Origin of the sequence: Pantoea sp. CTOTU46764, assembly GCF_031974595.1 — a bacterium.
Classification (GTDB): Bacteria; Pseudomonadota; Gammaproteobacteria; order Enterobacterales; family Enterobacteriaceae; genus Pantoea; species Pantoea trifolii.
Map to the genome: position 1 here is coordinate 111,502 of NZ_DALYOQ010000004.1, position 12,665 is coordinate 124,166.

Genomic DNA, 12,665 nt, shown 5'->3' on the forward strand with positions numbered 1-12,665 from the left:
GATGATGACGCATAAAACGCTGGATGTGGTGACGATTGGCGAAGCGATGGCGATGTTTATCGCCCAGCAAACCGGCGATCTCGCCGCAGCGGAAGGCTTCGTCAAACGCATCGCCGGTGCCGAACTCAACGTGGCGATTGGCCTGGCGCGTCTCGGTTTGCAGGTCGGTTGGGTGAGCCGCGTCGGCGACGACAGCTTTGGTCGCTTCACGCTGCAGCAGCTGGAAAAAGAGAGCGTCGATCACCGCTGCGTCACCACCGACGCACGCTATCGTACCGGTTTCCAGCTCAAATCCCGCGTCGATGACGGCTCCGATCCGGAAGTGGAATATTTCCGCAAAGGCTCCGCCGCCAGCCATCTGTCGCCCGACGATTTCAACGATGACTACTTTGGCAGCGCGCGCCATCTGCATCTAAGCGGCGTGGCGGCGGCGATCTCCGACAGCTCACTTGCCCTGGCGCAACATGCGGCAAAAGAGATGCGCGCGCGGGGCAAAACCATCTCCTTCGATCCCAATCTACGCCCGGTGTTATGGCGCAGCGAAGAGGAGATGCGTAAGCAGCTCAATCATTTAGCGGAATACGCCGATTGGGTGCTGCCAGGCGAAAAAGAGGGTTTGATTCTTACCGGCTATCGCCAGCCGGAAGCCATCGCCGATTTCTACCTCGATAAAGGGGTAAAAGCGGTGGTGATCAAAACCGGTGGCGACGGCGCCTGGTACAAAACCGCTGACGGCCAGCAAGGCCAGGTCGCACCGATTCGTGTCGAGAACGTGGTCGATACTGTCGGTGCCGGCGACGGTTTTGCTGTTGGGCTGATCAGCGCGTTGCTCGAAGGAAAATCTCTGCCGCAGGCGATTCTGCGCGGTAATAAAATCGGTTCGCTGGCGATTCAGGTCGCTGGCGACAGCGAAGGCCTGCCGACGCGCGCGGCGTTGGGTGATTATTGATATTCACGACAGTCGATGCGTTTTTGTAGGGTCGCCATTTATGGCGACCTCCCGACAAAGATTTAAAAAATATCTGTACCTACTACAACTATATTGCGAGGCGCATCCCCTAAATGCGCCCACCTCAACCAGAGGAGTCACCCATGAAATCGCAGACAATCGCGCCAAAACGCTGGTGGTTTATCATGCCCATCGTGTTTATCACTTACAGTCTGGCGTATCTGGACCGGGCGAACTTCAGCTTCGCCTCTGCCGCAGGGATAAATGACGATCTTGGCATCACCAAAGGCATGTCATCGCTGCTGGGCGCTCTGTTCTTCCTCGGCTACTTCTTCTTCCAGATTCCCGGTGCGCTGTATGCCGAACGTCGCAGCGTGAAGAAGCTGATTTTCTGGTGCCTGATTTTATGGGGCGGCTGCGCCTCGCTGACCGGCGTGGTCAGCAACATCCCGATGCTGGCGGCGATCCGCTTTGTGCTCGGCGTGGTGGAAGCGGCGGTGATGCCAGCGATGCTGATCTACATCAGCAACTGGTTTACCAAATCCGAGCGTTCGCGCGCCAATACCTTCCTGATCCTCGGTAATCCGGTCACGGTGCTGTGGATGTCGGTGGTCTCCGGCTATCTGATTGAATCCTTTGGCTGGCGCGAGATGTTTATCATTGAAGGCATTCCGGCGGTGATCTGGGCGGTTGCCTGGTGGTTCCTGGTGCAGGACAAACCAGCCCAGGCCAAATGGATGAGTGAAAGCGAGAAAGCCGCGCTGCAGGCGCAACTGCAAAAAGAGCAGGAAGGCATTAAAGCGGTACGTAATTATGGTGAAGCGTTCCGTAATCGCAACGTGATCCTGCTGTGCCTGCAATATTTTGCCTGGAGCATCGGCGTGTACGGTTTCGTGCTGTGGCTGCCGTCCATTCTGCGTAACGGTTCGCAGATGGGCATGGTGGAAGCCGGTTGGCTGTCAGCGGTGCCGTATCTGGTGGCGACCATTGCGATGATCGTGGTGTCGTGGGCCTCCGATAAAACCCAGAACCGTAAACTGTTTGTCTGGCCGCTGCTGCTGATTGGCGCACTGGCGTTCCTTGGTTCGTACCTGGTCGGTTCCAGTAACTTCTGGCTGTCGTATACGCTGCTGGTGATTGCCGGTGGTGCGATGTATGCGCCGTACGGTCCGTTCTTCGCCATCATTCCGGAGATGTTGCCGCGCAACGTCGCCGGTGGTGCGATGGCACTGATCAACAGCATGGGCGCACTCGGTTCCTTCGTTGGATCGTGGATTGTAGGCTATCTTAATGGCGCGACCGGTTCGCCTGCCGCCTCCTACATTTTCATGGGTGCTGCGCTGTTGGCCTCGGTCTGGCTGACGTTGATCGTCAAACCGGCGCAGAATAAAACATCGCCGCCGATGCATGGCGCAAAGCACGCGTAATCAATTCGGGAGGCCTCAAGGCCTCCTCACCATTTCATAGGGAGCAAAAGATGAAACCTGCTGTGATTCTTTATAAGAGCCTGCCAGATGACCTGCGCACCAAGCTGGATGCCCATTTCACCGTCACTGAAGTGCATGATATTTCCCCGGAAACTATCCAGAAACACGCGGCGCAGTTCGAACAGGCGCAAGGTTTGCTCGGCTCTGGCGGCAAAGTGGATGGCGAGCTGCTGGCCAAAATGCCCGCGCTGCGCGCCTGCTCCACCGTGTCGGTGGGTTACGATAACTTCAACGTTGATGCGCTGAATCAACGCAAAGTGCTGCTGATGCACACACCAACCGTGCTGACCGAAACCGTCGCCGATACCATGATGGCGCTGGTTCTGAGCACCGCGCGTCGCGTGACCGAGCTGGATAAGTGGGTCAAAGCCGGCGAGTGGAAAAAGAGCATCGGCCCGGATCATTTCGGCATTGATGTGCACCACAAAACCCTCGGCATTCTCGGTATGGGCCGCATCGGCCTGGCGCTGGCGCAGCGTGCGCACTTTGGCTTCGGCATGAACATTCTCTACAACGCGCGTCGTCAGCATGAAGAAGCGGAAACCCGCTTTGGTGCGCGAGCCTGCGATCTGGAAACCTTGCTGAAAGAGAGTGATTTTGTCTGCATCAGCCTGCCGCTGACCGAACAGACGCACCATATGATTGGCGCGGCGCAGCTCAAGTTGATGAAGCCAAGCGCAATTCTGATCAACGCCGGTCGCGGTCCGGTAGTGGATGAGCAGGCGCTAACAACGGCCCTGAAAGACGGCACCCTCCACGCCGCCGGTCTGGATGTGTTCGAAGTTGAGCCGGTGCCTGCCGATGCCGAGATTTTGACGCTGCCGAACGTGGTGGCGCTGCCGCACATCGGTTCCGCCACCCATGAAACCCGTTACGGCATGGCGCGCGACGCGGTAGATAACCTGATCGCCGCCCTGAGTGGCAAAGTCGAGAAAAACTGCGTTAACCCGCAGATCCAGGGCTAAGCTTGCTGCTTTACCCATTGCGCCTGCCAGCGGCGGGCGCTATGGTGGTTCCCCATTCGATTTCACAACGTTTTAACTTCCTATGTCCTTTTCTCAGTTCGGCGACAAATTTACTCAACACTCCGGCATCTCACGTCTGATGGAAGACATGGGTGAAGGCCTGCGCACGCCCGGCACCATCATGCTTGGCGGCGGTAATCCGGCGCAGATCCCGGCGATGAATGACTATTTCAACCAGTTGCTGATGCAGATGCATCAGGACGGCAAGCTGAGCGAAGCGCTGTGCAACTACGATGGTCCGCGCGGCAAAGCGCTGCTGCTGGATGCGCTGGCGAAGATGCTGCGTGACGAACTTGGCTGGCCATTAACCGCGCAAAATATTGCGCTGACCAACGGCAGCCAGAGCGCGTTCTTCTATCTCTTCAATCTGTTCGCCGGACGTCGCGCCGACGGCAGCAAAAAGCGCGTGCTGTTCCCGCTGGCACCGGAATACCTCGGCTACGCCGATGCCGGTCTGGAAGAGGATCTGTTTGTCTCCGCCAAGCCCAACATTGAGCTGCTGCCGGAAGGCCAGTTCAAATATCACGTCGATTTCGATCATCTGCCGCTGAATGATGATGTCGGCCTGATTTGCGTATCGCGGCCGACTAACCCAACCGGCAACGTCATCACTGATGACGAACTGCTGCAGCTGGATGCGCTGGCGCAGCAGCACGGCGTACCGCTGCTGATTGATAACGCCTACGGCGTGCCGTTCCCCGGCATCATCTTTAGCGAAGCACGTCCGCTGTGGAATCACAATACCATTCTGTGTATGAGCCTGTCTAAACTCGGCCTGCCAGGCGCACGTTGCGGCATTATCGTCGCCGATGAGAGCACAATCGCTGCGATTGGCAACATGAACGGGATTATCAGCCTGGCGCCGGGCAGCATCGGACCTGCCATTGCCAATGAGATGATTGTACGCGGGGATCTGCTGCGTCTGTCGGAAGAGGTGATCAAGCCGTTCTATCAGGCGAAAGTGAGCGAGACAATTGCGATTCTGCGCCGCTATCTGCCAGAAGATCGCTGCCTGATTCATAAACCCGAAGGCGCAATTTTCCTCTGGCTGTGGTTCCGCGATCTGCCGATCAGCACCGAAACGTTGTATCAGCGCCTGAAGGCGCGCGGTGTGCTGATGGTGCCCGGCCACTTCTTCTTCCCCGGCCTGGAACACGCATGGCCGCATACCCATCAATGCATGCGCATGAACTATGTGCCGGATGCGGAGAAGATTGAGCGCGCGGTGCAGATATTGGCGGAAGAATTGGAAAGCGCATTTAGCGATTAATCGGGCAGGTCGCCGATAATCGTGCGGTGTTCGGCCAGGTCGCCATAAATGGCGACCCTACGATCCCGCCGGCAACGACAGCTGGCACCACTGCGCCAGCTGCTGAATCGCCTGCTCCACTTCGGCATTCCAGCCAAAACCAGCGTTGAGTCGAAAACAGTGATCGTAGCGGTGATCCGTGGCAAAAATGTGCCCCGGCGCGATACCGATGCCCGCATTGCGCGCCTTGAGAAACAGCGCGCGCACATTCAATGCACCGATCGGCATTTCCACCCACAACACATAGCCGCCTTCAGGATCAGAAACCCGCGTACCCGGCGGGAAGTAGCGCAGCACCGCCTGACGCATATGCTGGATTTGATTCTTCAACTCACGCCGTAGCTTACGCAGATGCGCATCGTAGCCGCCGCTGCGCAGCAGTTCGGCAATCGCCGCCTGCGACAATACCGACGTGCCCATGCTGGTGGTGTATTTCAGCGAGGCGATTTTGCGCATGTAGTTGCTGCTGTGCACCCAGCCAATGCGAATGCCGGGCGCGACAGTTTTCGAGAAGCCGCTGCACAAAATAGCGTTCGGGCTGAAGGCGCGCATCGGGAACGGGCGGCGCTCGCCGAATGCGGTATCGCCGAAGATATCATCCTCAATGATCACCACATCGTTCTCGTCGGCCTGACGCGCAATATAAGCTTTCTGCTCGTTGGGAATGCTTTTGCCCAGCGGGTTATTGATGTTGTTGATAGTGAGATAGGCCTGCACCGCCTTACGCTTGAACAGCGCGGTGAGTTTCTCGACATTAACGTAGCCTTCCGGCCCGGCTTCTACCTCAATCACCCGCAGATTGAGGTTATGCAGCATCTGCAGCAGCACAAAATAGCAGGGTGATTCCACCGCGACGATATCGCCCGGCCGCGTAGTAGCGCGCAGCGCCAGCGAAATCGCTTCAATGCAGCCGTTAGTGATCAGGATGTCATCAGCGTTGATATTGCAGCCATAATCCACCGCGCGGCGTGCAATTTCATTTTTCAGCGGCGCATAGCCGGTGCCCTTCACGGTGTTGCCGAGCAGCGCCGGTTTGCTGTATCCCATCTGGCGCATCAGCAAACCAATCTTCTTCACCGGATAGAGTGAAATGTCGCCGTTGGCCAGATCCAGCCGCACGCGACAGTCTGAACCGAGCATCGCCAGATGCAGCTCGGTTTGCTCGTCGAGCGGCGCCACTTCGCGCGCTTGCTCGTTGATCACCGTGGGAAACGTTTTATTAGCAGGCCGCGGGGCGACAAAAAAACCGGACTTGGGACGCGCCACCGCGTAGTGCTCATCCTCAAGGGTACGTAATGTTTTCAGCGCGGTGGTCATGCTGACGCTGTACTGCGTCGCCAGCGTGCGCACCGATGGTAAACGGCTGTCGGGCGGCAGCGAGCCGCTGTGAATGGCTTGTTTTATCTGCTCTGCGATTTGACGGTAACGACTGCCCTGTTCCGTTTCACCCGCCATCTGTTCCACCCTATTTCGTCCGGATCTGTGCGTTTTCACCAGATTACATTCAAAGTACTTTAGGCTGCATTAGTTAATTGATAACCATACGCATTAGTTGCAGTGCCGCTTCCGACTAAAAAATTCATTCCGTAGCACCTTCGTGGCCCATTTCCCGTCTGTTGCCGCCAGCACGGCAACAGCGACTTTATTAGCCAAAGGATGAAGTGAAAATGAATAATCTGTCCACCGTGATGCGAGAGATGAGTGGATATCTCACCCCGACGATTATCGATTCTGCGCAACACTGTTCACGTCGTTTATTGGCCGCACTTCCCGACGCCGCGCACCCGGAAAATAACCGCGTGCTGCTGGCCTACGGCGGCGGCAAAGACAGCAGCTATATGGTGGCGTACGTACGCTACATTCAGGGGCTGATCTGGCAGCAGCACGGCAGCACCTTCCAGCTGCGCATTAGCACCAACCGTCATGCGGCGATGAACGACAGCGTGATGGAGAATATCGATCGCGTGTATCGCGCGCTGCACATCCCCGATGATGACTTTACCGAATGTCTGGTGACCGACGGCCTGCAAATCCGCCACTTTGATCGTCATTTACCGATGCCCGACAGCGTGCGCCAGCAGAATCGCAACGATGTGCTGATGAATGGCCATCGCTTCCGCGCCGATGCGCGCTCTACCTTTTGTAACGCCTGCAATCTCAGCATGGTGAACTCGTTTGGCCTGGCGGCACATTACGACGGCGGCGTTGATGTGATCATCACCGGCGATTCGCCGCAGGAACAAACCGCTTATCTGGCATGGGCGCGCCATCTTTCGCGGCTGTTTGATGCGCCGGTGGCGGATAAATCGCGCGGCTTTAGCGGCTTCCTGCAGACGCTGGATGGCGTGGCCGAGCGCTATTTCGCCGATATTTACGGTGCCGATCAGGTGACGCCCGCGCACCGTATCACCTGGCAGCTGGAACGCGATCCGCTGTTCTTCAACATCTATCAGGACACCGCGTATGAAGCTAGCGCGCACTGGGCGCTGCTGACCGAATTTATGCATTTCCGCTTTGATGAACTGATGTTCAGCTTCTCCGAATCGGACTGCGGTAATCCGACGTTAATGGCACATATTCGCGGTCTGCGAGCGGAGACGCTGTTGCAGCGCAGCTACGCCGAAGGCATTCGCGAATATGTGCGCTTTGCGCTCGGGCTGATGGTGAAAAAGGATTTCCCGCCGCAGCTGATCGATGAGATGGCGGCACGCTATCAGGACGATGAGGCGATTAAGCGCGCCCGCCAGCGCGCTGCGCAGTTCGCCAAACAAGCATTCAGCCTCAATGAAACCCAACTGGTTTGCATGATCTATTCGCCGTTTATCGCCGAAGGCCATCAGCTAAAAAGCTGGCTGCAGCAGTTGGTCGATGCGCCGGACGAAGCAGCGGTGCGCGCCCTGCTGCGCGGAGAAAGCGACGATCTGTTGCTGGCGCAGCAGCTGGAGCAACTTTCTGGTTTAACCGTGGCGCAGATGCGTCACTGCTGGCGCAGCGCACAGGTGAGTTCACTGCTGGACGATCAGCGCGGCGATGCGCTTTCGCGCGTGCTGCGTTTCGACCCACACAAAGCAGTGATTCAGGTGAATAACGGTGTCATGCAAGACGTCGTCACTGAAGTGATCTCCGGGCGTTAACCCGGTAAGGCAACGCGATGAGAAAGATTTTCCTGCAGATTGGCGCCACCCGCGACGGACAAAATCCTTACTGCGCGGTGGCCAAACGCGACGGCTACTTTACCGTGCTGGCGGAGATGGGCGACTTCGTCGATTACCAATCGCTGAGCATCCCGTTGCCGTTCGATCTGATTGTGCGGCTCGATCGCCCGGAAAATCCGTGGGATGTACTGCAAGCCTGTTTGCATGCCGGGTTGATGGAGCATCCTCACGTGGTGCTGGCGGGCTTTGAAGCTTACAACGCCAGCGCCGGTCGCGTACGCGAACTGCTGGCGGGACCCGACGCCGGTGCCAGCTTTATTCCGCCGGATAAGTACGCGCAGCGTATGGCGTTGCGCAAAGCCTGGCAGCGCTTTCCGCAGCCGGAGTTTCGCTTTTTTGCCTCGCCGCTCAGTATTCGCGATGCGCGAGACGCGTTGCTCTATCCCTGCGTGATCAAGCCGGTTGACGGCGGCGGCGGGCTTGGCATCTGGCTGGTGAAACAGGCCAGCCAGCTTGATGCGGTGATCGGCAAGCTGGTCGACACCATGAATTACGGCGGGCGCGGCTTCAGCGGTTTTATCGTGGAGAGCTGGCTGGCGGGCGATGAGTATTCGCTGCAAGGCGTGGTGGCGGACGGCCATGCGGTGGCGCTGACCTGCTGCCAAAAGGTGATCGAACACCATAGCGATGCCGACGGCTGCGTCAGTTTTTACGAATCCGGCCATGTGGCAGTCGCCGCGCAACAGCTGCCCGCCAGCTTTAGCAGCCTGATGAGCTTCTGCTGCGAAACCTTTGGCTATCGTCAGGGCGCGTTTCATATCGACTTTATTTTGGTCAACGGCGAACCGCACTTCCTCGAAATGGGCTTCCGCCTTTCCGGCATGGGCGTGGTGAATCTGGTGCAGGAAGTTACCGGCATCAACTGGGCAGAAGTGGCGTTTCACATCGAAGCCGGTCACGGCATGCCGCCGCTGCATTTTCCGCCGCAGCCGCAGGCGGTGGGCCGCGTGCGTTTGCGTCAGCGCTTGCAATATGACGCGGCTGAACGCTGGATCGAACAGCATCAACGCGGTCAGCTGTTGCCGCCGCTCAATCTGCCCGCGCTGGCGGTTTCGCCGCGCTCTTCGCTGTATGCCGATTTAACCCGCCACGCCGGCATTCTCGCCACCTTCCGCCTCGCCGCCACCAGCCGCGACGAGATTCTGGCGGTGTTCCATCAGATCCTTGAGGTCTCATCGCTCACCACTCGGAGAGATTTACTATGTGCAGAATGATTGTGGCGCACGGCCAATTTGATGCCGCTGCGGTGCTGGACGCCGCGCGTGCCATGAGCTGCGGCGAAACTGCCACGCACGAAGGTCCGATTAAACAGCATCCCAACGGTTGGGGCTGTTTATGGCTGGAACAAGGGCACATTCGCACGCTGCACGGCACCGGCACTTTCGCCGATGCGCTGCCGACCATTGATGTTGATCGCCTGCGCGGCCGCTTTCTGGCGGTGCATGTCCGCCACGCCACGCTGAGCAAAAATCACGGTATCGAATTTTCCCATCCGCTGTGGCGCACCAGCGGTGCAACGCAGTGGTACATGATGCATAACGGTTTTTTGCCCACCGTCTATCAGCAATTGGGCATGGCGGAGTCGCGTTTTGATTCCGCTGAGTATCTGGAATATGTAGTGGATCGCGCCACGCCCGCGGATTTCACCCGCGATTATCTGCGCGACAAGATGGCGCAGGTCGCGCCGGGCGGCAGTTCGGCCAACGCCATTTTTGTCACCCGCGATAAAGCCTGGGCGTGGCAATGGCATCCCGACGATACGCCCTATCCCAACTATTTCACGCTGCACCGCTTACAGAACAACAACACCACATTTATCTCTTCTGAACCTATTTCAGCACTGGGCACGGCGTCTGAATGGCGTCGTATGAGTAACCATGAACTTCATGAGTTTCCTATTGGGGAGTGATCAACATGGCGATTTTCAATCAGATCCGCGTTATTCATCCGAACATGTTTGTGGAAAGCACCTGGCTGGATGACATCGTCACCGCGCGCGTGCCGTTGCTGGTATTACGTAATTTCCTCACACCGGACGTGCGCGCAGCGGTGGTCGATGATTTGCAGCAGTGCCGCGAACAGGTGCGGGTGTCGCACTATCCGAACGGCGCGCTGACCACGCTTGGCCCTTATCTGGCGAAGCACACCGCAGCACCGGAAAACTACTTCACCGAGCTGCGCGATATCCAGCCCGCGCTGCCGCCGTCGCTGCACTGCCTGCGCGATCAGATCTACAACTGGGTGAAGCACGCGCTGCGCCTGGAAAGCCTGCAAACCGCCAACGAACCTGAATTGGGCGATTACGCCGGTTCGATTGTGCGCTTCCATGCTAACGGCGTCGCCAATCCCCTGCATAACGACAACATCGTGCGCGATGCCGCTGGCAGCGGATTGGCGGTGACCCACATCCTGCATCAGCTGAGTTGCGTGGTCTGTTTGCAGGAGTGCAACGCCGGCGGCGCGCTGCGCATCTTCAATAAGAAGTGGCAGCCGGTGGATGAGTACTACAAAACGCCGGGCGAACTGGGTTATCAAACCGGCGTCATCGAGCACAGCGAGGTGTGCGAGTTCTCACCGCGCAGTGGAGATATCTATCTGTTTAACCCAGCGTTTTATCACGAAATTGATCGCGTGGAAGGCGACACGCGCATCACCATGGGCTTCTTCTTTGGCCTGACCGACAAAAAAATGAAACACGCCATCGCCTGGAGTTAACGCCAGGTTTTCGACGAGGAGACGAGCATGAATACCTATGAAAAAGTAGCGGCCCTGCTGGATCAGCATCAGGCGCGTTATCGCGTGGTGGAGCATGAAGCCATCGGCCAGACCGACCTGATTAGCGAGATTCGCGGTAACGATCTCAATCAGGCGGCCAAAGCGATGGTGCTGGAAGTGACGATGCCGGATGGCGCGGATGCGCGCTATCTGCTGGCGATTGTGCCGGGCGACTGCAAGATCAACTTCAAAAGCGCCGCACGCGCAATTGGCGGCAAGAAGTCGAGCTTTGCGCCGCCAGAGAAAGCGCAGGAGTTAACCCAGTGCGTGATGGGCGCGGTGCCGCCGTTTAGTTTTGATGACCGGCTGGTGCTGCGCGTCGATGCGCGCCTGCGCGACGTCGGCACGCTGTGGTTCAACGCGGGCGCACTGGATCGCTCCATTGCTTTACAGGTGGATGATTTCTTTCAGATTGTCGGTGAAGAATGTTGTGCCGAGATCGCGACACCGGTAACGGTAACTGCCTGATTACGGCAGGAAGGAATGAGTATGTCAGTTAAAGATATGTTGTTAGCCCTGCTGGTTGTGGTGGCGTGGGGCGTGAATTTTGTGGTGATTAAGCTGGGCCTGCAGGACATGCCGCCCTTCTTGCTGGCGGGATTGCGCTTTAGCCTGGTGGCATTTCCGGCGATCTTGTTTGTGAAACGTCCGGCGATTCCGCTGCGCTGGCTGATCGTCTATGGCATGACCATCAGCTTTGGCCAGTTCGCCTTTCTGTTCCTCGCCATCAAGCTGGGCATGCCGGCAGGATTGGCGTCGCTGGTGCTGCAGGCGCAGGCCTTTTTCACCTTGCTGTTAGGCGCGCTGTTCCTGGCGGAGAAGCTGCGCTGGAATCACATCGCCGGCATTTTAGTGGCGACGCTCGGCATGTTTATGCTGGCGACGGCAGGCATGGCAGGCCAAACCACGGCGGGCATTACGCTCACCACCATGATGCTGACGCTGGCTGCGGCGCTGTCGTGGGGGCTCGGCAATATCACCAACAAAATCATTTTGCGTAACCGCAAAGTGCCGGTGATGTCGCTGGTGGTGTGGAGTGCGCTGGTGCCGATAGTGCCGTTTTTTGCCTGCTCGTGGCTGTTCGATGGTAAGGCGGCGATTGTCACCAGCCTGCTGCACATCTCGCTGCAAACGGTGTTGGCGCTGATCTATCTCGCCTTTATCGCCACCATTGTCGGCTACGCGATTTGGGGCAACCTGCTGAGTCGCTATGAAACCTGGCGCGTAGCTCCGCTGTCGCTGCTGGTGCCGGTGGTGGGCATTCTCAGCGCGGCGCTGATTCTCGGTGAAACCTTGTCAATTCAGCAGATGATTGGGGTTTCAGTGATCATCCTCGGCCTGCTGGTGAACGTGTTTGGCGGCATGGTCAGTCAGCGATTATTGGTGCGCACCTAAACAAAAACGCCGCTTTTCAGCGGCGTTTTTTTCAACTCACATCCTGATTACAGGATTTCGATACGACGCGGTTTCGCCTCTTCCGGGACGATGCGAACCAGATCGATGCTCAGCAGACCATTCTCCAGACGCGCATCGCGCACCGTGATGTGATCGGCCAGCTGAAATTTGCGCTCGAAGTTGCGCTCGGCGATGCCCTGATACAGGTACTTACGCTCCGGCTGCTCTTCAGGATGCGCACCGCGCACCACCAGCACGTTGTCATGCGAGGTGATATCTAACTCGCTCTGGGCAAAGCCCGCCACGGCAATGGTGATACGGTAGAAATTCTCATCCACCAGCTCAACGTTATACGGAGGATAGCCACCATTGGCCTGGTTTTGATTGGACTCAAGCAGGTTAAACAGGCGATCGAAACCAATGGCAGAACGATAAAGTGGAGAGAGATCAAAATTACGCATAATAAGACTCCTGATATTCAGCAAGTTTAGGCAACCTTCCACCATGGAC

General features: G+C 57.5%; 12 protein-coding genes. 10 read left to right on the forward strand and 2 right to left on the reverse strand.

The annotated features are described in order from the left end of the window. Position 1: 1 nt before the first annotated feature. The 4 genes from RTM06_RS03015 (at position 2) to RTM06_RS03030 (ending at position 4,731) form a co-directional block, all read left to right on the forward strand. On the forward strand, positions 2-949 hold the full coding sequence (locus RTM06_RS03015; protein WP_409455784.1) for a sugar kinase: 948 nt from the start codon (positions 2-4) through the stop codon (positions 947-949). Positions 950-1,092: 143 nt separating this feature from the next. Further along, on the forward strand, positions 1,093-2,376 hold the full coding sequence (locus tag RTM06_RS03020; protein ID WP_256697921.1) for an MFS transporter: 1,284 nt from the start codon (positions 1,093-1,095) through the stop codon (positions 2,374-2,376). A 50-nt stretch (positions 2,377-2,426) separates the two neighbouring features. After that, positions 2,427-3,401, forward strand: a complete 975-nt coding sequence (gene ghrB / locus RTM06_RS03025; RefSeq protein ID WP_256697920.1) for a glyoxylate/hydroxypyruvate reductase GhrB — start codon at positions 2,427-2,429, stop codon at positions 3,399-3,401. 82 nt (positions 3,402-3,483) lie between these two features. Next, positions 3,484-4,731, forward strand: a complete 1,248-nt coding sequence (locus RTM06_RS03030) for a valine--pyruvate transaminase (RefSeq protein ID WP_312179864.1) — start codon at positions 3,484-3,486, stop codon at positions 4,729-4,731. Between the two features lie 57 nt (positions 4,732-4,788). Here RTM06_RS03030 and RTM06_RS03035 read toward each other — a convergent pair whose 3' ends face one another. Beyond that, positions 4,789-6,225 carry a PLP-dependent aminotransferase family protein gene (locus RTM06_RS03035; protein WP_312179865.1) on the reverse strand — a complete coding sequence of 479 codons (1,437 nt, stop codon included), beginning with the start codon at positions 6,223-6,225 and terminating at the stop codon, positions 4,789-4,791. A gap of 212 nt (positions 6,226-6,437) precedes the next feature. On the opposite strand from RTM06_RS03035, the gene RTM06_RS03040 reads away from it, so the two are divergent. Genes RTM06_RS03040 through RTM06_RS03065 form a run of 6 tightly spaced genes read left to right on the forward strand, consistent with a single transcriptional unit; the run spans position 6,438 to position 12,155 of the window. Then, on the forward strand, positions 6,438-7,904 hold the full coding sequence (locus RTM06_RS03040) for a hypothetical protein (RefSeq protein WP_312179866.1): 1,467 nt from the start codon (positions 6,438-6,440) through the stop codon (positions 7,902-7,904). Positions 7,905-7,921: 17 nt separating this feature from the next. Next, positions 7,922-9,199, forward strand: a complete 1,278-nt coding sequence (locus tag RTM06_RS03045) for an ATP-grasp domain-containing protein (protein ID WP_312179867.1) — start codon at positions 7,922-7,924, stop codon at positions 9,197-9,199. Beyond that, on the forward strand, positions 9,187-9,894 hold the full coding sequence (locus RTM06_RS03050) for a class II glutamine amidotransferase (protein WP_008105281.1): 708 nt from the start codon (positions 9,187-9,189) through the stop codon (positions 9,892-9,894). Before RTM06_RS03045 ends, RTM06_RS03050 begins: the two co-directional genes overlap by 13 nt. 5 nt (positions 9,895-9,899) lie before the next feature. Next, positions 9,900-10,700, forward strand: a complete 801-nt coding sequence (locus RTM06_RS03055; RefSeq protein ID WP_312179868.1) for a hypothetical protein — start codon at positions 9,900-9,902, stop codon at positions 10,698-10,700. A gap of 27 nt (positions 10,701-10,727) precedes the next feature. Continuing rightward, on the forward strand, positions 10,728-11,228 hold the full coding sequence (locus RTM06_RS03060) for a YbaK/EbsC family protein (protein ID WP_312179872.1): 501 nt from the start codon (positions 10,728-10,730) through the stop codon (positions 11,226-11,228). A 21-nt stretch (positions 11,229-11,249) separates the two neighbouring features. Next, the gene (locus tag RTM06_RS03065; protein WP_256697912.1) at positions 11,250-12,155 is read left to right on the forward strand and encodes an EamA family transporter; all 906 of its coding nucleotides are present in this window, start codon (positions 11,250-11,252) and stop codon (positions 12,153-12,155) included. 47 nt (positions 12,156-12,202) lie between these two features. Here RTM06_RS03065 and ibpA read toward each other — a convergent pair whose 3' ends face one another. Beyond that, positions 12,203-12,616: a small heat shock chaperone IbpA gene (gene ibpA, locus RTM06_RS03070; protein ID WP_008105285.1), complete on the reverse strand. Its 414-nt coding sequence runs from the start codon at positions 12,614-12,616 to the stop codon at positions 12,203-12,205. Positions 12,617-12,665: the final 49 nt, after the last annotated feature.

Bases quoted from the DNA above. Each gene is read 5' to 3' on its own strand.
- RTM06_RS03015 (WP_409455784.1), top strand. From the start codon at position 2: ATGATGACGCATAAAACGCTGGATGTGGTGACGATTGGCGAAGCGATG.
- RTM06_RS03020 (WP_256697921.1), top strand. From the start codon at position 1,093: ATGAAATCGCAGACAATCGCGCCAAAACGCTGGTGGTTTATCATGCCC.
- ghrB (WP_256697920.1), top strand. From the start codon at position 2,427: ATGAAACCTGCTGTGATTCTTTATAAGAGCCTGCCAGATGACCTGCGC.
- RTM06_RS03030 (WP_312179864.1), top strand. From the start codon at position 3,484: ATGTCCTTTTCTCAGTTCGGCGACAAATTTACTCAACACTCCGGCATC.
- RTM06_RS03035 (WP_312179865.1), bottom strand. From the start codon at position 6,225: ATGGCGGGTGAAACGGAACAGGGCAGTCGTTACCGTCAAATCGCAGAG.
- RTM06_RS03040 (WP_312179866.1), top strand. From the start codon at position 6,438: ATGAATAATCTGTCCACCGTGATGCGAGAGATGAGTGGATATCTCACC.
- RTM06_RS03045 (WP_312179867.1), top strand. From the start codon at position 7,922: ATGAGAAAGATTTTCCTGCAGATTGGCGCCACCCGCGACGGACAAAAT.
- RTM06_RS03050 (WP_008105281.1), top strand. From the start codon at position 9,187: ATGTGCAGAATGATTGTGGCGCACGGCCAATTTGATGCCGCTGCGGTG.
- RTM06_RS03055 (WP_312179868.1), top strand. From the start codon at position 9,900: ATGGCGATTTTCAATCAGATCCGCGTTATTCATCCGAACATGTTTGTG.
- RTM06_RS03060 (WP_312179872.1), top strand. From the start codon at position 10,728: ATGAATACCTATGAAAAAGTAGCGGCCCTGCTGGATCAGCATCAGGCG.
- RTM06_RS03065 (WP_256697912.1), top strand. From the start codon at position 11,250: ATGTCAGTTAAAGATATGTTGTTAGCCCTGCTGGTTGTGGTGGCGTGG.
- ibpA (WP_008105285.1), bottom strand. From the start codon at position 12,616: ATGCGTAATTTTGATCTCTCTCCACTTTATCGTTCTGCCATTGGTTTC.